Below are 18,782 nucleotides of genomic sequence, written 5' to 3' on the forward strand. Positions count from 1 at the left end.
TAGTTTATCCAGTTAGTTTGATCATTTTCGCCCATTCGCTTGAATCTACCTGTACAAAATACAGTTAGACGTGCCGCCCGCTTGCAACGATGCCTGCAGACGGTAAAATAGACGGATTTTCAAGGTAGATTCTGATTTTCGCCCCTAAAGGGGCAAACTAGCTGGAAGAAATCGAGTTAGATGCACAACCCGCTGCGGGGCGCGCCACCAGATGAAGAAATTGGATGAATTATTGCAGCAAGAATCTCCAGTTTCCAAGGCAGGCATCGATGCCGGAAAGGGCGCCATTCTCCCTGGATATCAGCGGAATATCTCACATAACGCACTCCATAGCAAAAAGGCCCCGAATCCGAAAATCCGGTTCAGGGCTTTTTCTAAATCAGCTTAAAGGTAAGCGGCTTTAATTATTAACCAGGTCAATCCGCAGCCGCGCCTTATTCGGAAAGGTCAAGGTCGGTTACGGCCCCTCTGGAGGCCGAGGAGACCAGCCGGGCATATTTGGCCAGCGCGCCGGAGGTGAATTTGAGCGGGGGCTTCACCCAGCTTTTCGCTCTTGCTTCCAATTCCTCAGCCGTGACATCGAAGTGAATCTCCTGCGTTTCGCTGTCAATCGTAATGAGGTCTCCATCCTGCAGTAAAGCGATAGGGCCGCCTACCTGGGCTTCGGGCGCAATGTGCCCGACGACGAAGCCGTGCGACCCTCCGGAGAATCTTCCATCGGTAAGCAGAGCCACCTCGCTGCCCAGCCCTTTGCCGACAATCATGGCCGTCACCGAAAGCATCTCGGGCATGCCCGGCCCGCCTTTGGGCCCCGCATACCGGATGACCAGCACATCCCCCGGGCGTATTTCATCCTGCATAATTGCCCGAGTGGCTTCCTCCTCACTGTCGAAGACGCGGGCCGGACCGGAGAAGCGAAGCTTCTTGAGCCCGGACATCTTGGCCACAGCTCCTTCGGGAGCCAGATTTCCTTTTAGCACGACCAGGGGGCCTTCGGGCTTGATCGGATTGTCAAAGGGCCGGATGACGGTCTGATTTTCCTTCAACGGAGGGGCGGATGCGAGATTCTCGGCCAAAGTCTGCCCGGTAATCGTCAGGCAATCGCCATGAAGGAGTCCTTTCTCCAGAAGCAGCTTCATGACGCCCGGGACTCCGCCGGCATCGCTGAGATCCTGCATCGCATATTTTCCGCTTGGCTTCAGATCCGCCAGATGGGGGACCCTCCGCCGGATTCGTTCAAAATCGTCCAGGCTCAGATCGACCTGAACCGAATGGGCGATGGCCATCAGGTGGAGGAACGCATTTGTCGAGCCTCCAAGGGCCATCACCAAAGTGATGGCGTTCTCGAACGCTTCCTTGGTCATGATATCCCGGGGCCGTATGTTTCGCTCCAGCAGCCGGATCACCTGTTTCCCGGCCTCCGCGCATTCAACGGCCTTATGGGGGGATATAGCGGCCGTGGAGGATGAACCCGGCAGGCTCATGCCCATTGCTTCGGCTGCGGCCGCCATCGTGTTGGCGGTGTACATCCCTCCACAAGCTCCCGCTCCCGGACAAGCATGGCATTCAATCCGATGCAGTGTCTGATCATCCAAGTTGCCCGCCTGGTGCTGTCCTACCGCCTCGAACGCGGAGACGATGTCGATCTCCTTGCCATCCAGCTTTCCCGGTTGAATGGTACCTCCATACACATAGATGGCCGGCAGGTTCAAGCGGCCTATCGCCATCAGACAAGCCGGAGTATTCTTGTCGCAGCCTCCGATGGCGACTAGGCCGTCGAAGCGTTCCGCTCCTGTTACGATTTCAATAGAATCGGCTATCGCTTCACGGCTGGGCAGAGAGAACAGCATGCCCTCATGCCCCATAGAAATTCCATCCGATACCGTTATCGTGTTGAAAATAAGCGGAGCCCCTCCGTTCAACCGGGCCCCCTGCTTGGCTTCCCGCGCTAATTCATCGAGATGAATATTGCATGGGGTTACTTCGCTCCAGGCACTGAAGACGCCGATCATCGGCTTGCGGAAATCCTCATCCTGAAAGCCGACCGCGCGAAGCATCGCCCGGTTGGGCACGCGGTTAACCCCTTCACTGATTACCTTGCTGCGAATCCTCAAATCCCGCTGTTCTGACATCATACATCACTCCTTGTTTTGGGATGAAATCCATTCATACAGCTCTCGCATAGGTCTTAACAGATTCTGTTTCATCATGGCCGCGGCCGTGTCCGAATCCTTGCGTTCCAAAGCTTCAATGATGCCGGCATGCTCTTGCACGGAGGAATGAGTAGAGGGCTCGGGCTGCTGCAGGAAAACATACTTGAACCGGCGGATATGATTTTGCAGATAGGAGCTGAAAGAAGAAATATAGGGATTGTCCGACATCTCCACCAGGAAGTTATGGAAAAGCTCGTCATATTCCATCGCCTGATAGGGCTGACCATGATCAATCGCCGCGGCAAACTGCCGGTTGAACTCTCTTAACTGCTCAAGATGCTCCGGCAGAATATGCGGACAGGCTTGCTCGACCGCCAAGGAATGCAAAGAAGCAAGGGTTGGATACATCTTGAGAATGTCATCCTTCTGAATAGCCGTTACTCTCGTATCCTTCCCCGGATGCATTTCCACTAGTCCTTGAACCTCCAGAAGCTGCAGGGCTTCTCTGACCGGGGTCCGGCTGACGCCGAGCGCTTCCGCCAATTCCGCGTCCATCAATTTCTCCCCGGGCTGCAGCGTACCGTCTATAATCCATCTCTGAATTTGCGACAAAGCCCGTTCTTTGGCAGACAATCGAATAGGTTTTGAAAAATTGCTGGGAATGGGCATGGCTCTCTCTCCTTCAATATTTAATATGCAATATATCGCATATTTATATTTCAATCAAGTGTTTTCTGTAATTTCATTTCCCCGGCCATTAATAAAAAATACTTGTTGGGCGAAAATATGTTCGGTAAGATGAATAGAAAAAGTACAGGGAAAATGATCCTATTTTTCCTTCCTGGAGGGATGACGAGGTGGGGCAAACCCGGGAGATTGACAAACGGCATGATTTGAATGTAGAAGTGTTGGAGTACGCTGCCAACCGCGCCGCCGGCATAGATGGGAAACTGGAAACATGGACAGGTACGCCTATAGGGGCGGGGGCCGGGAATTTTGTTACTGACGGGGTTTACCGGGTGAAGGGCGCCTCGAAGGCGGGCGCAGGGACCGTGTCGTGGTCTATGGTCGTCAAGCGACTGCGTCCCGACCCGGATCGGGATGATCCGGCACACTATAATTACTGGAAGAGAGAAGCGCTGGTGTATTCGTCCGGGCTGCTGGAGCGGTTGCCGGGCGAACTGCATACTCCTGTTTGATATGCGGTTGAGAATAAACCGGACGGTTCCCTCTGGCTGTGGTTAGAAGATATCGGGGAACATACACAACCGGTCTGGCAAAAAGAAGACTACGCATTCGCGGCTGCGGAGCTTGGGCGATTCCAGGCGGCATTCTGCCTTGGGGAGCCGCTTCCGGTGGAGCCTTGGCTTAACCGGGCCTGGCTGCGCTCCTGGATCAACGAGTGCAGAAAATATCAGCCGTGGCCATCGCTAGCTTCTGCGGAGATACGCGGGAAGGACAAACGGCTGGAGCGGATTGTGGAGCAGTTTGAGCGGGTGAATCATCAGATGGACAACTGGCTTCAAGCTGTAGAACGTCTGCCAAGAACGATGGCCCATCAAGATTTCTATGAAAGTAATCTGATGATCACTCGCGATGCTGCCGGTCAGGCCCGGCTTACGGTAATAGATTGGCAGTTTGCGAGTTTATCCGGCATCGGGGAAGACCTGGGCCGTTTTTACGGACTGACGATGAGCAGAGGAAGTGCGCCTATCGAATGCCTGGACGAATATCGGGAGCTTTTTATAGGTTCATACATAGAAGGAATGCGTCAATTGGGGTGGAATGGGGACGAGCGAGACATCCGCCTGGGCTTCAACATTTCCTGCGCGGCACGCTCTGTTTGGGAGGTCCCGAAGCTTCTGAGGAAGGTCACGGAGGAGGTCAATAAGCCGGAGGAGGAACGATCTGCGGGTTCTGCGGCCGAAGCGTTATTGGAGAGGCTTGTCCGAGCCACGGAGATCCAGATGGAAATGGCCGCCGAAATGGATGAACTAATCAAGCAGTAGCCATATTATTCTACGAAATTATCCAATTCGAACTTAATGAATCCATCACCTGACCAAAAATATAGCCAAGAAGGAGGTAAGCCGCTGATCCCTTATGGAGCAGCTTTTGCAAAGTTACGGACCTGGGGAGGCTGTCGATTCATTATGGGAAAGGTGTAGAACAGGATGTTGTGCTAGTGAAAAGTCCAATTGGTAATCAATGAAACCGGAAATGGAGAAACAGCGAAATTGTAACGGACCTAGGAGACCCTATTTCGTCAAAATAGGCGGTTTTTTTAGACTAACGGAAACAGTTGCGCTTATTGCTTGGAATTCTCCTACTTTCGCGAGCATTTCTTGGGAATAAGGTCATCTGGTTCCGTTAAAATGATCGAGAGGCCCTTTTTAGAGCGATTAAGGTCTCTGGGTTCCGTTAAAACCAAACTGTGCAGGATTTTCGCATGATCTTTGGTTGTACACCATTAATCGCCAATCCTCCGGGGTCCTTTAATAGAATAGGTCTCGTAGGATGTCTCTTTGATTGTAACGGACACCGTTGATGTTTAATTGGTGTTTTCGATACGTATACAAGCCCGGAAATCAGTCAATTCAGGTCAGTGAGCCCCGTTTTTTTTTCAAAAAGGCCAACGTTGCCAATAAGCCTCACAGTGTCCGTTAGCCCGCTGCGACATTCTCTTGTCCTTATGAGGTACGGTCAAATACAGCTAATCTCTTAATCTCCATATTGCGGCTCCCATCGTAGGGTGGGGGCTTTTTGACGTTCGCGCCGACGCTCTTTTTCTATTCTTTAGAAAATAAATATGTTGCACCAAAATTATATATTATATATAATCCATAATATATAATCCGAACATTGGTCTTGAACTGTTAACTTTATCGGCTTTATTAACAAAGCAACCATTATTCTTGTCAGAGCAGGTGATTGGATGAGCGTTATGAGAAATAAACAGTTTTTTATGGATAAGCAGAGCATTAGCCAGGATTTGGTCGATCATATTAAGCAGTTGATTTTAGACGGTGAATTGAATATGGGAGACCGCATAGTGGAAACGAGAGTGGCCAAAGATCTGGGGATCAGCCAAACCCCGGTCAGGGAAGCCATCCGCCAGCTATGCGGAGAAGGAATTCTCATTGTTGTACCCAACAAGGGACCGATGGTAAGAACCTTCGATCAGAAAGACGTCTATGAGATTTATTCCTTGAGAGCGGTGACGGAAGGGATGGCCATTCGTCTAGCCACCCTTAACGCATCGGAGGAGGATATCGATTCCCTTAAGCAGTTTTATGAAGAAATGAAGCGGAAGGAGGAAGACCCTGCCGTCGACTCTTTGTTAAGCGACTCTCTGCACATTCATCAGACGATTATGAGGCTTTCCAACCATTCCCGTTTGATTCAGACTTACGATTCGATATCTTTCCAAATTTCCATGGTCAACCGGATTCTTGGCCGGGAATCGACCAAGCGCAAGGAGGTAGAACAGCACCAGGAGCTGGTGGAGGCCTTGGCGTCAAGAAATCCGGAACATGCCGAGAAAACGATGAGAAGGCATATTTATCGCTCTTATGGAGAGTACGTTCAGCTTCAGGAAGGGGTCATTGAGCATGATGAGCAGGCCTGGTTTTAAACCGGCTGCTCGTCTTCGTCGGAACCCGGCCTCAAACAGGATTCAGCCGATAAGGAGGCTCCAGGATGGATGAGATACTGCTTGAAATGAAAGGAATCACTAAATCTTACTTTGGAATTAAAGCGCTTTCGTCAGCTAACCTTCAAATTAGAAAAGGCGAGGTTCACGCTTTGATGGGGGAGAATGGCGCAGGCAAATCTACATTGATGAAAGTACTGACCGGATTGGTAAAGCCTGATGAAGGAGAGATTTACTTTCAGGGGGAGCGGGTGACGATCGGCAGTCCTAAAGCTGCACTTGATATGGGGATTGCGATGATCCATCAAGAATTGAATCCCATTCCCGAGATGACGATTGCCGAAAATTTATTTCTTGGCCGAGAAAGCAGGTATTCTTACTTGCCCTTCGTCAATCGCAGAAGGATTCATGAAGATACGGAGCGCTTGCTGCAGGAATACCATCTGAGCCTGACTCCGAATCAGAAAGTGAAAGAATTGAATGTAGCCCAGAAGCAAATGCTCGAAATTATTAAAGCGCTTACTTATGATGCCAAGCTGATTATTATGGATGAACCTACCTCCGCGTTATCGGATGAAGAAGTGCAGACTCTGTTTGCAGTTATTAAGCGAATCAAGCAGGAAGGGGTTCCCGTCATTTATATTTCCCACCGAATGGAAGAAATTTTTGCTTTGGCGGATCGGGTTACGGTTTTGAGAGACGGGGAGTACATCGGAACGGAGCCGATTTCCAATCTGACCAAGGAAAGCTTGATCACGATGATGGTAGGCCGGCCCTTGACCAGTATTTTTCCAAAAACAGAGGCCGCAATAGGTGAGCCGGTTCTTGAGGTCAGAGGCCTTACGAGGAAAGGGGTGTTTGAAGAGATCAGCTTTCAGGTGCACAGGGGAGAAATTCTTGGTATTGCCGGATTAATGGGCGCGGGGCGGAGCGAAGTCATGAGAGCCGTGTTCGGGATCGACAGGGCTGATTCCGGGGAGATATGGATAGACGGCGTGAAGGCTTCCATTCGCCGTCCGATCGATGCCATCGCCTTGGGCATGGCCATGGTTACCGAGGACCGGAAGGAGCAGGGCCTTGTTCTAAGCCGCTCAATAAGGGAGAACATCTCCCTGGCGAATCTTCATAAAGTTGCCCGCAGCGGATTTGTCCGCTCCAGGGAGGAGAAACGGCTCTGTGAATTGATGATGAAAGAGATATCCATTAAAGCGAGCGGCTTAGGCCAGCAGGTTTCCTTCCTTAGCGGAGGAAATCAGCAGAAAGTGGTATTGGCCAAATGGCTGATTAACCGTCCCAAAGTGCTTATCCTTGATGAACCGACCCGGGGAATCGATGTAAAGGCCAAGGCGGAAATTTATCGGCTTATTTCGGAATTTGCCTGTCAGGGGATGTGCATTGTCATGGTGTCGTCGGAACTGCCGGAAATAATGGGGATGAGCGATCGGATTCTGGTCATGGGGGAGGGGAGGATCAAGGGCGAATTTTGGAGAGATCGGGTGACTCAGGAGGAAATATTGGAATGTGCAATAGGAGGGGACGGAATTGTCTAAATTGACGGCGGAAGTAAACGACAGAAGTATTTTCAAGGCTTGGAAAAGCAAGCATTCGGCGGATCTGATGAGAAAATACGGTATTATTATCATCCTGCTTCTGATGGTGCTGGTGCTGAGCTCCATCTCCGATGCTTTCCTGACCTGGAACAACATGATGAACGTGCTGCGCCAGGTATCCATTATAGGAATACTGGCCGTGGGGATGACTTTTATTATATTAACCGGCGGGATTGATTTGTCCATTGGTTCATTGATGGCCGTGTCCGCGGTTATTGCGGCGAGTATTGTTCAGATGAATCCCGATTATGTCCTCCTGGCCGTTGCTGCCGGAATGCTGGCTTCGGGAGCGTTGTCCGGAGTCAGCGGGACTATGACGGCCAAGCTCAACGTGGCTCCTTTCGTGGCAACGTTGGCGATGATGACGATTGCGAGAGGAATCGCCCTGATTTATACCAACGGCCGGCCGATCGTCATTGAATCCAAGCCGTTTCTGACGCTGGGTCAAGGTTATATCGGCCCCATACCGACACCGGTTGTCATCTTTGTAAGCGTATGCATCATTTTTGGAGTTCTGTTAACGAAAACCAAGTTCGGGAGGTATGTGTATGCGATAGGGGGAAACGAGAATGCGGCCAGAATATCGGGAGTGAATGTAACGAAGGCCAAAATTTCGGTTTATGTGCTGAATGGTCTCCTGGCCGGACTGGCCGGAATCTTGCTGGCCTCCCGAATCAGTTCCGGTCAGCCTAATAGCGGCCTGGGATACGAGCTTGATGCGATTGCCGCTGTAGTTATCGGAGGCACCAGCCTGTTCGGGGGTGTCGGCACATTGACGGGCACGGTCGTTGGAGTGCTGATCATCGGGGTTATCAATAACGGTTTGAACTTGATGGATGTGTCTTCCTATTATCAGCAGATTATTAAAGGGGTGATTATTGCAGGAGCAGTCATCTTGGACCAAAGAGCCAAAAAATAAAACCCAATAATGGAGGGTGCAGAAGATGAACAGAAGCGCTTGGAAAAACAGAATCCTAGGTTTGCTTGTTATCTTATGTATAAGTTTGGCCGGCTGCGGGAATCCGCCGCAGAGTGAAGGGGGAACCGGGAAGGAAGGCGGCGGATCGGATGCGAAATACCGAATCGGCGTCGCTGCCCAGGGCTTATCGCACGAGTTTATTAAAGCTCTTGTGGAAGCTATGCAGGACAAAGCGAAGGAGCTCAATGTCGAGCTGCTCGTCATGGACAGCCAGGATAAAATTGAAACCCAGCTTAGCCAGGTCGATAACCTGGTCACGCAAAAAGTGGATGCCGTCATTTTGAATACGGTTGACTTTGTAGGCCTGGGTCCTGCTGTGGATCAGGTAAAGGGGGCCGGCATTCCCCTGGTAGAGGTTATTACATTTACGAAGAATGAAAATTATGACGTATTTGTCGGTACGGATCCCAAACAGTCCGGTATTTTTATGGGCGAAATGCTTGCGGAGGTCTTGGGCGGCAAAGGCAATGTCGCCTTGCTGCAGGGGCAGATTGGCCACTCCGCAGAGATTACCAGGGGGCAGGGACTTCAGGAAGCTCTATTCGACAAGTATCCGGATATTAAGCTGATAACTCAGCAAACGGCAAACTGGAATCGTGATGAGGCAATGAGAATAACGGAAGACTGGCTGCAGCGTTTCCCCGAGATCGATGCGATCGCTGCCCAGAATGACGAGATGGCGATGGGGGCGCTGCAGGCAGTGGAAGCAGCAGGGAAAGACATAGTGGTCATGGGAATTGATGGTATACCGGATGCCCTGAAAGCGGTCAAAGAAGGGCGTTTGGCGGCAACGGTATTGGATAATGTGACGGCAGAGGGCAAACGGGCGGTTGAAGTAGCGGTAGGTCTGATCAAAGGGGAAAAATTCGAGAAGAAAGAATTGATCGACTATGTTCCCGTTACCGCCAAGAACGTGGATGAGTACTTAAAGTGATTAAAGAATACCTAGAGGAGGCTGAGCTTTAGTGAACGTTAACCTTGAAGAGAAGTTCATTCTGTTCCCTACTCCTAAAGAGACCGGGTCGCTCCCCGGGGAATACACCCTGCCGGCATCTCGCTGGAAGGTGTTCGTCCCACAGAGTCTTACGAAGGTTCAAGACATCATAGCAGCGGAATTAACGGAAGCCGGAGCAGAAGGGACCGAATGGTTATCGCAAGGTGAATCGTGCGATTTGCGATTTGCGCTGAAAGAGGAATTAACCGAAGAAGAGGTCGGTCGGCTGAATGGCTGTCCTGTCCCGGAGCAATCGTATGTGTTGGCTGTGAAGCAAGATGGGATCCGACTGGCTGCCCTTACCGTTCAGGGAGCCTTGTACGGACTGACGACTCTGACCCAAATGATCGGCAAAAGCGGCAGGCAAACCATCCCATGCTTGCAAATGCTGGATGGCCCCGATGTGGAAAAACGGGTGATTTCTCCTACCTTGACCTGGTATGCGGGCTATGCCAGAGCCGGCTTCGGCATGCAGTTGTGGAACGGGGAGAAGTGGAAAGCCTTTATCGATTGGTGCTTCCGGCATAAAGTTAACGCGCTGAATGTTGTCATGTACGGCTTCTGGCCGTTTGAGTTTCCCGAATATCCGGAAACCGTTCTAAGGGACCTGCCCGTTCAGACCTGGTGTAAAGAGACAGGCCAGTGGATGGAGGTTTCGTTTACTCATCCCAACCTGCTCCAGCCCTTCCTGTCTGAAGTTATCGAATATGCCAACAGGCGAGGGATTGACGTATACGCCTATATCGGTCTCAACTCATACAGCGGAGGATATGCTGTCCGTCATCCGGAAATGAGGGCGGTCCTTTCCGAAGAGTTGAAGGAAGCCGGGCATGTGAACAATTATGATGCGCTATGCCCTTCCAAGGCAGAGGTAAGGCAGTACTTGATCGCAAGCGTAAAGCAAATCGAAAGTCTCGGCTTTAACGGCCTTGTCTTCGAGGAAAGCGAGGAGGTGCAGTGGTTCTGCCAATGCTCCGCCTGCCGGAACACCTACGGACATTTGCCGCCCAACGATGCCAAGCACCAGGTTTCTGTCGATTTATTGAAGGATTATGTCCGGGTGCTTAACCCGGATACACTCGTCGGCGTAAGGTGGCTGCGTGAACCGCCGATTGTTAAAGAGCCGGATGCACTCAAGCGATGGGCGTCTCTCCTTCCGCCCAAGGTCAATCTGTTCTGGGCACCCGGTTTGGAGGATGACGACCGGGAATTTATCAAGTGGGTCAATATTTTCGGAAGAGAACGAATCTATTCTCGCAACTGCGAAGGCAGCGGATTCGCCGCCAGTCTAGGAAGAATCCCTTATCTGATTCCCGATACGTTCCCCGAAGAGCTCAGCAATTACGCTTTTCAACACCTGCGTAATGACATCGCCCAGTTTCAGGGGGCGGCCAGTGCAGGCTGCAAGGGAATCAACGGCTATGGCTTTGAGTGGTACGGTCACGAGCTGTACTTCCTCGCAACGGCCCAATACGGGTGGAACAGCCGCAGGCTCGATCAAGACGAGTTCCTGGCCGTGGCGAGCCGGCATCTGTTCGGTACGGAGCATGGGCCTGCCTACGAGCGCATCATCCGGACAATTCCATGTATTCACGAAACCCAAATTTGTGCGGAGCTTCCTTCATTTCCATTCATGCCTAACAAATACATCGGACCTGAGGGCCGGTTGTATTTGGAGCAATGCCTCGATTCGGCTGCAGCGGTTATCGCCGCGCTGGAGGCCATTCTGCAAAGCTCCAGTCTAACCAGCCTACAGCAAGAATGTGCCTCGGCAACTCATTTGATGGCGCTGCGCATGAAAGCAGTCGCTGAAGCCGGAATCGCCTACAACCATTATTTGGAGGCCAAGAAGAACATGCCGGAAAATCGGGAGCTGCTCCGTCATTTTGCCCGGAAGGCTCTGGCCGCTGCCGAGGAGGATTACCGGATGATCAAAGAAAATTATTTCGATTCGAAAGAGCATACCTGGACGGGGGTGGCCATTGGAGAGTATTACATTCCGATGGTGATTAACGAATACCGCAAACAATTCGAAGCCGATCTGGGAGAGGAATTTGCCTCCAAGGAAAGGGTCGCTTACATTGTCGGAGGCGAGAGCCTTCCCTGGGAATGGCTGCTGGAATGGGGCCCCAAGATCGCTCAAGCCAAGCCCTTGGCCGCCCTAGGCCAATTGCTTCCTGATGACAAAGCCCCGGTTGGATAAATAAATCATGGAACGAAGTGAGGGCGTATAAGTGCAGGCAGACAAACAAACCGAAGTGCTGGAGCTGCTGGAAGCAATGATTGCTATTCCCTCCGTAAACCCGGCTTATGAAGAAGGAGCGGAAGGAGAGATGGAGCTGTCCCGATTCATTGAGCAGCGCTGCAGAGCCGCCGGCTTGTCCGTATATCGGCAGCCGGTTCTGCCGAACCGGGATAACCTCATCATTGAATTAAAGACCGGTCATCCCCAGCGGACCTTGCTGTTCGAAGCCCATATGGACACCGTATCCCTGGGGGGGATGCCTAATCCGCTGCAGCCAAGGCGTGAAGGAAACCGCCTCTACGGGCGTGGGGCCTGCGATACTAAGGGAGCGCTTGCAGCTATGCTTCATACGATGGAATATTTCTCACTGCATCGGGAAGAGCTGCAGGCCGATCTGCTTATGTGCGCATCGGTAGATGAGGAGCATGCCTACCGCGGGCTGCTGGCATTCATGGACCTGGATCTGCCCATCCAGGGGGCTGTGGTTGGTGAACCGACCAATCTGGATATTGTTATCGCTCATAAAGGCTGTGTCCGATTTGAAGTGGAAACGTTGGGTAAGGCTGCGCACAGCTCGGTGCCATGGGAAGGCCGAAATGCTATTACCGATATGATGAAGGTGATGGAGTATCTCGAGAGGTCCAAGGGGGACCTTGAACGCAAGGTTCATCCGCTGTGCGGCGCACCCACTTTATCGGTAGGAACGATTCATGGAGGCAGCCAAATTAACATCGTCCCCGATCAGTGTGTGATTAAAGTGGACCGCAGGCTCATTCCCGGGGAACGGCCGGATATAGTACTGAACGAAATCAGGAAGGAGTTGGCCGCTTTCCTGCATGGGCAAAATGTACAATTTGCCATTCATGAACTGCTGCTGGATGAAGCATTGGATACTCCGCCTGAATCCGAGGTTGTGAGAAGCGCCCTTGCGGCAGCCGGACGATTGGGGACCAACACCGCATTATGCGGCGCTTCTTATGGCAGCGATGCCAGCAAGCTTCAGCAGAGGAAGGGGATTCCGAGCATCGTATTCGGCCCCGGCTCCATCCAGCAGGCACATACGGATGAGGAATGGGTACCTATGGATGAAGTAGAACTGGCGGCCGAGTTTTACAAGGAGCTTGCCCGTCAGTTCGGAAAGTCGCCAAGGAGGTGATGCCATGTGAGAAAACAAATCATCAGAACCGATAAAGCGCCGGTCCCTTCAGGAGCTTATTCACAAGCGGTTCGTCTCGGGGACATGGTCTATGTATCGGGGATTTGTCCGTTTGATTTAGTTACAGGCGAGGTGCTGTATCCCGGCGACATGAAACGGCAGACGGAGCTGGTTCTGCATTATATATCCGAAATTCTGAAGGCGTCCGGCACTTCCCTGGAGCATGTAGTCAAAGTCCTTTCATTTATAAATGAACTTGACAGATTTCAAGAATACAACGAAGCTTACGGCAAGGTCTTCGCTGCTGAACCCCCGGCCCGAAGCACGGTGGAGATCGTGAAATTCCCGCCGGGAATGTGTGTGGAAATCGAGTGCGTCGCCTATGTACCGTAAGCCGGGGGAAAGAAATAACAGGCGAGGAGGAAGCGGATGAAGATCAGCGATAATCTGTATCTCGTGGGCAGCGGCCAATTCGGCATGCAGCTCAGCGATTTGAAGGACTGCAATGTCTACCTCGTGGATTGCGGCGAGGAAGCTGTGCTCATCGATGCCGGAGGGGGAGTCCGACCGCAGGCTATCCTTTCCAATATTGAACAGAGCGGTATTCCGCTTGAACGGATCACCCACATTCTGCTTACCCACGTTCATGGGGATCACGCTGCCGGAGCGTTCTATTTCCAGAATACTTATGGCTGGAAAGTGATCGTGTCCGAAGAAGCGGCCCCGTGGCTGGAACAGGGGGATCGGGACAAGACCAGTTTGAATCAGGCGATAGAAGCCGGGGTTTACGCCAGAGACTTCTCCTATCCCGCCTGCCCGGTTGCAGGGACGGTTCAGGATGGGGATGAGCTCCGAATAGGCAGCGTTACCTTTCGCGTGATCGATACCCCGGGACATTCCCGCGGCCATGTCAGTTATTTATGGGAAAAGGAAGGAAAACGGAGCTTGTTTTCCGGGGATGTTATTTTTGCCGGAGGGAAGATTGTTCTGCAAAACACATGGGACTGCGTCATTCAAGACTATGCGAGGTCGATAGCGCGGCTTCACGGCTTGAAGATAGACGCGCTCTATCCCGGACATGGCCCTTTCCTAAATACTCTAGCGTGGAAACATATCGAGATGGCCCATGAGAAATTCGTGAGGTTGGACATTCCGCCCAACTTGTAAGAAGATTAACCGTCAAGCACAAATTCCGGCAACGGATGAAGAAAGGTATTGGGATATGATGAGAGCACTTATAGATAAATCGGAGTTTGTCGGACTGGAGAATACGACCTGGCTATACAGCGGCGCGGAGACCCCCACGCACAGGGGGAGTATGGCCGCTGTCGAGGATTATATGCGTTCACGGAGCCTGGGGCCGATCGGAAGGGACCGCAACACGTCCGTGGAAAACAACTGCAAAGCCTTGTTGGCGCAAATGATGAATGGCCGGCCGGAAGATATTGCATTCATGTCCAATTCTTCCGAAGTGATATCGATGATCGCCAGCTCCATGGACTGGCAGGCCGGAGATAATCTGATCCTCCATACATTGGAGTTTCCTTCCGGAGTTTTGCCGTGGCTGAAGCTGAAGGAAAAGGGCATCGAAATCCGGATAGTTGAGGATACGAATGGCGAGGTAGGTGTCGACGATATCCTTCGGGTCACCGATGAGCGGACCAGGCTGGTTATGACCAGCCATGTCAGTTACTTGACCGGGGCGCGGCTGGATTACCGTTCTCTATACCGCAAGCTGAAAGAGACCCGCACACTGCTTCTGCTGGACGTAACCCAGTCTCTCGGCGTTGTTCCCGTACAAATGTACGAGGCGGATTTTGTCGTCTGCAGCTCGTATAAATGGCTTTTGTCCACGCATGGTGCCGCCGTATTCGGGATTAACCGGGAACGGATATCACTGGTTCCCGCTTACGTAGGCTGGAGAAGCGTCAAGGATATGTTCGGTCCGAATCGGTTTCAAGCTTTTGAACTGCAGGATGATGCCAGAAGATTCGAGCTGGGCTACCCGAGTTATCCGACTCTTTACTCAATGAATTTTACCGTTCAACTACTCCTGAATATTGGAATCGCCAATATTGAGCGCCATGTGCTTGAGTTGGGGAGCTATCTCATCCGGGGGCTCAAGGAGCTGGGACTTGAGGTCATGACTCCGGTACAGCCGGAGAAACGGGCGGGAAACATATCGGTAAGGCACGAGGCGGGAGAGCAAATTGCCGAGGGACTGCTGAAGGAACAAATCTATATCTGGGGAGGAGACGGCCGGTTCCGGATCTCTCTCCACTTGTTTAACGACAAGGACGATGTCGATTGGCTGCTGAACAAGCTGGCTCCGCTGTTGGCCGGGATTCAAGGGGAAGGGGGAGAGAATGGATGAAAGCTCTGATCTGGACTGCGCCTAATGAGATGGAATGGACCGAGGTGGAGCCCCCTCGCCCGGGGGAAGATGAGCTATTGATCCGCGTGGAAGCCGTCGGTATCTGCGGATCGGAAATCGAAGGATATCTGGGACATAACAGCTTGCGGGTTCCGCCGCTCATAATGGGGCATGAGTTCTGCGGCATCGTAGAGGGGACGGGATCGAAGGCGGATGAATTCATTGATATGGGAGCCAGGGTGGTTGTTAATCCGCTCCTGGCTTGCGGCCGCTGCCGATCTTGTACGAAAGGCTCGCCTCAATTATGTGTAAACCGGCAGATTATCGGGATTCACCGTCCGGGAGCTTATGGAGAACTGGTCACGGTTCCCGTATCATCGGTTATCCGGCTGCCGGATAGTATTTCTCCTTATCGGGCAGCGCTCGCCGAACCGCTCGCCTGTTCGCTTAGGGCGGTGAGGAGGGCGATGGAAGGATATGTATTTCCGAATGTGGTTATTTTCGGAGCGGGAGGCATTGGTTTGCTTTGCGCCAAATCGGCGAAGCTGCTTGGGGCCGAATCCGTTCTTATGGTGGATACGAATTCCCGGCGATTGGAAATAGCAATGGCGAACGGCGCGGACATGGTGATTAATCCGCTGGAGCGATCCGTAGAACAGGCCGCCGCGGAGATGTATGGAGATAAGGGAGTAGACGTGGTCGTAGATGCCGCAGGGTTTCAGCCGACCCGGTCCGCTGCAGCCGCTTTGCTAAACCCAGGTGGAACTTTAATGAATATTGGTTTGGGAATAGATGCTACCAGCCTGCCGGTTAATCATTTGATCCGCAGCGAAATCAATGTGCTGGGTTCCTTCTGCTACACCCGCCAGGATTTTGCCGAAGCGGTAGAGCTTCTTGTACGCGGGGCAGTTACAGAGGAGGGATGGACGGAAGTTAGGCCTCTTGCTTCAGGCGGCCAGGCTTTTGCGGATTTAGTGGCAGGCCAAGTCCATCATGGCAAGATTTTACTGGATGCGTCAGGGGGGAGAATCGGTTGAGAAAAGTAAGGGTAGCCGTAATAGGACTCGGAAGCTGGGGGGAATGCCATCTTCAAGCTTTTCATTCCCTCCCTTATGTTGAAATTGCAGCCGTATGCGATATCCGTGAAGAGAGAGTACACAGCTTGGCAGACCAATACGGGGTTCCCGGAAGGTATACGGATTATGAGCAGCTTTGTGAACAGGAAGAGATTGATTTGGTCAGTGTCGTCACGTTCGAAAAGGACCATCTGCAGCCGACGTTAAAAGCCCTGAAGTCCGGCAAGCGTGTTCTCGTGGAAAAGCCGGTAGCGACGCTCGTGGAGGAAGCAGCCGAAATGCGGGATGCGTCCATCAATCAGAATCGCAGTATTATCCCAGGTCATCTGCTTCGTTTTGATCCCAAATATGCCGAGGTTTACGAAGGGATTCGCAGCGGCTCAATAGGAAAACCACGAAGCATTTATTTAAGAAGGGGCCGAGCCAGGTCTCTCTTTGCCACCTACCGAAGAACCCATACCGTTTATGAGCTCATGATTCATGATATTGATCTGGCCATCTGGTACGCGGCTAGCCGGGTCCGCAGGGTAAGGGCCTATGAGATAGCGCTGACGGACCCCGAGTGTCCGGAAATTTTGTGGGCGAACCTGGAGTTTGACAATGGAGTGCTTGCTGTATTGGAAAGTCATTGGATGACGCCCGATGAAGCGGGCATTGCCATCGCCGACACCGCTGAAATTATTGGAGAGCAGGGAACCGCTCATGTGGATACGCGTGAGACTGGTGTGCAGATTTGGAACAGCGGGGGAAGATTAACACCGGATTTAGCGATTCACCGGGACATCAATGGTTTACGGTTCGGGGCTTTGCGGGAGCAAATGAACTATGTATGCCAATGTATAGCGCAAGGGGAAGAGCCGCAGTACACTTCTTTTGCAGATGCGCTTCACGGGATTGAAGTTGCCGGGGCCATCTTGCAATCGGCGAAATCCGGTAAAGAGATTAGCTTGTAAAAAGACAGAAGCAGGAAGGAGCGGAACCGTTGAAGCTGGTACAATACCGAATGAAAGAAGGGAACAGGTCTCCAAACACGGCACGGGACCGGGAAGGGACGGCGGCTAGGGGAGAGGAGGCAGCCCTTCGTTTAGGAGCTGTCAACCGGAACGGAGAGGTCATCCCTCTCAGTTTCTCAGGGACGATGAGACAATTAATCGAGAAGGTGAGCCATACTCCCGAATATAAGCGGCAGATAGAGATAGAGGCGGAGGAGCTAACTTCAAGCCTTCCCATGTCGCAGGTCACGCTGTGTTCACCGCTTACCGATCCGGAGAAGCTGATTTTTGTCGGGCTGAATTACGCGGATCATGCCAGGGAGTCCGGGATGGACATTCCCGCGAAGCCGGTTTTGTTCGCCAAGTATAACAACTCCATAGCCGGGCCGGAGGAAGACATTTGGATCCCGGACGAGGTCAGTCAGTGTGATTATGAAGTGGAACTGGCGGTGATTATCGGCAGAACCGCCCGGAACATTACCGAGGAGCAAGCGGTTGAGCACATATTCGGTTATACGATTATTAATGACGTTAGCGCCAGGGATATTCAATTGACGGAGGGACAATGGACCCGGGGGAAGGCGATCGATGGCTTTGCCCCGATGGGGCCATGGCTCGTAACGGCCGATTCGCTGAGACATCCTGATGAGCTGTCTATCTCTTTGAAGCTGAATGGAACAACGATGCAGAGCTCCAATACTAGAGAGCTGATCTTTAACATCCCTTATCTGGTATCGTTCTTGTCCAGAACGATGACGCTGAAGCCGGGGGATGTGATCAGCACCGGTACCCCTCCAGGTGTCGGAATGGGCATGACACCTCCTGTCTGGCTTCAGGATGGGGATGTAACCGAAGCGGAAATCCAGGGGATCGGGATTCTTCGAAATACATTTAAGAGAGGATGCCAATGTCCGGAACATAAATAAAGCCCCATTCGATTTCCCGTGGAAAGAGAAAAGGGAGAAAATATCATTTTTAACATTATTTGGATATTTGTTCTCTGGGAACCGCCGCATGCGGACCGACATGTAAGGTGAGTGGAAGGGGGTTAGCCGCCCCCTTCTTAATTCGTTTGGCCAACGATTCCTTACTGAAGGCCCTCGGTGAAAACTTGGAAGGTGACGCCGAACTTGTCCGTTACACTGCCGTAAGCAGGGCTGAAGAAGGTTTCTTGCAATGGCATGTTCACACGGCCGCCTTGCTGCAGGGCTTCGAACATTTGCTTCGCCTTCTCCTTATCGTTCGTCGAGATACAGATGGTCACTTGATTCCCGCTCTGATGAGGCTGTCCCGGGAACGTGTCCGAAAACATAAGATCGGTTTCGCCGACTTTTAACATGGCGTGGGCTACATGGTCCTTCGCTTCCGCCGGCAGAGGGAAGTCCGGATTCTCCGGCATCTCTCCGAATGATTGGCTGAAGACGAGTTGGGCATCCAAGACTTGTTGGTAGAATTCGATTGCTTCTCTTGCATTTCCGTCCATCACAAGATAAGGGGACAATCTTAAAGACATTACTGATCAGCTCCTTGACCATATTTTTATTACTTGCC

At 52.0% G+C, this 18,782-nt stretch carries 18 protein-coding genes; 15 read left to right on the plus strand and 3 right to left on the minus strand.

What is annotated here, in order from left to right; all coding sequences use genetic code 11:
* The first annotated feature begins 211 nt into the window (after positions 1-211).
* Complete coding sequence (locus ACTHRH_RS20685; protein WP_379287034.1) at positions 212-388, plus strand: hypothetical protein; 177 nt, start codon at positions 212-214, stop codon at positions 386-388.
* A gap of 46 nt (positions 389-434) precedes the next feature.
* On the opposite strand, the gene ilvD is transcribed toward ACTHRH_RS20685, so the two are convergent.
* Together ilvD and ACTHRH_RS20695 are read right to left on the minus strand one after the other, a co-directional pair.
* The gene (gene ilvD / locus ACTHRH_RS20690; protein WP_440417514.1) at positions 435-2,132 is read right to left on the minus strand and encodes a dihydroxy-acid dehydratase; all 1,698 of its coding nucleotides are present in this window, start codon (positions 2,130-2,132) and stop codon (positions 435-437) included.
* Between the two features lie 6 nt (positions 2,133-2,138).
* Entirely contained in the window at positions 2,139-2,822 is a 684-nt protein-coding gene (locus ACTHRH_RS20695; protein ID WP_150959888.1) for a GntR family transcriptional regulator, read from the minus strand.
* A gap of 188 nt (positions 2,823-3,010) precedes the next feature.
* Here ACTHRH_RS20695 and ACTHRH_RS20700 point away from each other — a divergent pair, with 188 nt between their 5' ends.
* The 14 genes from ACTHRH_RS20700 to ACTHRH_RS20765 all read left to right on the plus strand — a co-directional run bounded on the left by ACTHRH_RS20700 (position 3,011) and on the right by ACTHRH_RS20765 (position 18,157).
* Positions 3,011-3,352: a hypothetical protein gene (locus ACTHRH_RS20700; RefSeq protein ID WP_440417465.1), complete on the plus strand. Its 342-nt coding sequence runs from the start codon at positions 3,011-3,013 to the stop codon at positions 3,350-3,352.
* Positions 3,353-3,508: 156 nt separating this feature from the next.
* Entirely contained in the window at positions 3,509-4,162 is a 654-nt protein-coding gene (locus ACTHRH_RS20705; RefSeq protein WP_440417467.1) for an oxidoreductase family protein, read from the plus strand.
* A 926-nt stretch (positions 4,163-5,088) separates the two neighbouring features.
* Positions 5,089-5,787 carry a GntR family transcriptional regulator gene (locus ACTHRH_RS20710; RefSeq protein WP_144938114.1) on the plus strand — a complete coding sequence of 233 codons (699 nt, stop codon included), beginning with the start codon at positions 5,089-5,091 and terminating at the stop codon, positions 5,785-5,787.
* Between the two features lie 65 nt (positions 5,788-5,852).
* Positions 5,853-7,355: a sugar ABC transporter ATP-binding protein gene (locus tag ACTHRH_RS20715; protein ID WP_144938111.1), complete on the plus strand. Its 1,503-nt coding sequence runs from the start codon at positions 5,853-5,855 to the stop codon at positions 7,353-7,355.
* Complete coding sequence (locus ACTHRH_RS20720; RefSeq protein WP_144938108.1) at positions 7,348-8,334, plus strand: ABC transporter permease; 987 nt, start codon at positions 7,348-7,350, stop codon at positions 8,332-8,334. The genes ACTHRH_RS20715 and ACTHRH_RS20720 overlap by 8 nt, the downstream gene beginning before the upstream one ends.
* A gap of 25 nt (positions 8,335-8,359) precedes the next feature.
* Positions 8,360-9,328, plus strand: coding sequence for a substrate-binding domain-containing protein (locus ACTHRH_RS20725; protein WP_144938105.1), 969 nt, complete (start codon positions 8,360-8,362; stop codon positions 9,326-9,328).
* Positions 9,329-9,359: 31 nt separating this feature from the next.
* Entirely contained in the window at positions 9,360-11,591 is a 2,232-nt protein-coding gene (locus ACTHRH_RS20730; RefSeq protein ID WP_440417470.1) for a glycoside hydrolase family 20 zincin-like fold domain-containing protein, read from the plus strand.
* A 31-nt stretch (positions 11,592-11,622) separates the two neighbouring features.
* The gene (locus ACTHRH_RS20735; RefSeq protein WP_150959859.1) at positions 11,623-12,789 is read left to right on the plus strand and encodes a M20 family metallopeptidase; all 1,167 of its coding nucleotides are present in this window, start codon (positions 11,623-11,625) and stop codon (positions 12,787-12,789) included.
* Between the two features lie 6 nt (positions 12,790-12,795).
* The gene (locus tag ACTHRH_RS20740; RefSeq protein ID WP_150959858.1) at positions 12,796-13,182 is read left to right on the plus strand and encodes a RidA family protein; all 387 of its coding nucleotides are present in this window, start codon (positions 12,796-12,798) and stop codon (positions 13,180-13,182) included.
* Positions 13,183-13,218: 36 nt separating this feature from the next.
* Positions 13,219-13,956 (plus strand): MBL fold metallo-hydrolase, encoded by a 738-nt coding sequence (locus tag ACTHRH_RS20745; RefSeq protein WP_379287045.1) that lies wholly within the window; start codon positions 13,219-13,221, stop codon positions 13,954-13,956.
* A gap of 55 nt (positions 13,957-14,011) precedes the next feature.
* Positions 14,012-15,163 (plus strand): aminotransferase class V-fold PLP-dependent enzyme, encoded by a 1,152-nt coding sequence (locus ACTHRH_RS20750; protein ID WP_379287047.1) that lies wholly within the window; start codon positions 14,012-14,014, stop codon positions 15,161-15,163.
* Positions 15,160-16,200: a galactitol-1-phosphate 5-dehydrogenase gene (locus ACTHRH_RS20755; protein WP_379287049.1), complete on the plus strand. Its 1,041-nt coding sequence runs from the start codon at positions 15,160-15,162 to the stop codon at positions 16,198-16,200. The genes ACTHRH_RS20750 and ACTHRH_RS20755 overlap by 4 nt, the downstream gene beginning before the upstream one ends.
* Positions 16,197-17,192 (plus strand): Gfo/Idh/MocA family protein, encoded by a 996-nt coding sequence (locus ACTHRH_RS20760; protein ID WP_379287051.1) that lies wholly within the window; start codon positions 16,197-16,199, stop codon positions 17,190-17,192. The genes ACTHRH_RS20755 and ACTHRH_RS20760 overlap by 4 nt, the downstream gene beginning before the upstream one ends.
* 29 nt (positions 17,193-17,221) lie before the next feature.
* The gene (locus tag ACTHRH_RS20765) at positions 17,222-18,157 is read left to right on the plus strand and encodes a fumarylacetoacetate hydrolase family protein (protein ID WP_440417474.1); all 936 of its coding nucleotides are present in this window, start codon (positions 17,222-17,224) and stop codon (positions 18,155-18,157) included.
* A 161-nt stretch (positions 18,158-18,318) separates the two neighbouring features.
* Here the strand turns inward: ACTHRH_RS20765 and ACTHRH_RS20770 are convergent, their stop codons facing one another.
* Positions 18,319-18,744, minus strand: a complete 426-nt coding sequence (locus ACTHRH_RS20770) for a VOC family protein (protein WP_144938083.1) — start codon at positions 18,742-18,744, stop codon at positions 18,319-18,321.
* Positions 18,745-18,782: the final 38 nt, after the last annotated feature.

The sequence above is a fragment of the Paenibacillus sp. SAFN-117 genome (assembly GCF_051966115.1).
Lineage (GTDB): Bacteria > Bacillota > Bacilli > Paenibacillales > NBRC-103111 > Paenibacillus_L > Paenibacillus_L residui.

Bases quoted from the DNA above. Each gene is read 5' to 3' on its own strand.
- ACTHRH_RS20685 (WP_379287034.1), top strand. From the start codon at position 212: ATGAAGAAATTGGATGAATTATTGCAGCAAGAATCTCCAGTTTCCAAG.
- ilvD (WP_440417514.1), bottom strand. From the start codon at position 2,132: ATGTCAGAACAGCGGGATTTGAGGATTCGCAGCAAGGTAATCAGTGAA.
- ACTHRH_RS20695 (WP_150959888.1), bottom strand. From the start codon at position 2,822: ATGCCCATTCCCAGCAATTTTTCAAAACCTATTCGATTGTCTGCCAAA.
- ACTHRH_RS20710 (WP_144938114.1), top strand. From the start codon at position 5,089: ATGAGCGTTATGAGAAATAAACAGTTTTTTATGGATAAGCAGAGCATT.
- ACTHRH_RS20715 (WP_144938111.1), top strand. From the start codon at position 5,853: ATGGATGAGATACTGCTTGAAATGAAAGGAATCACTAAATCTTACTTT.
- ACTHRH_RS20725 (WP_144938105.1), top strand. From the start codon at position 8,360: ATGAACAGAAGCGCTTGGAAAAACAGAATCCTAGGTTTGCTTGTTATC.
- ACTHRH_RS20745 (WP_379287045.1), top strand. From the start codon at position 13,219: ATGAAGATCAGCGATAATCTGTATCTCGTGGGCAGCGGCCAATTCGGC.
- ACTHRH_RS20750 (WP_379287047.1), top strand. From the start codon at position 14,012: ATGATGAGAGCACTTATAGATAAATCGGAGTTTGTCGGACTGGAGAAT.
- ACTHRH_RS20755 (WP_379287049.1), top strand. From the start codon at position 15,160: ATGAAAGCTCTGATCTGGACTGCGCCTAATGAGATGGAATGGACCGAG.
- ACTHRH_RS20770 (WP_144938083.1), bottom strand. From the start codon at position 18,744: ATGTCTTTAAGATTGTCCCCTTATCTTGTGATGGACGGAAATGCAAGA.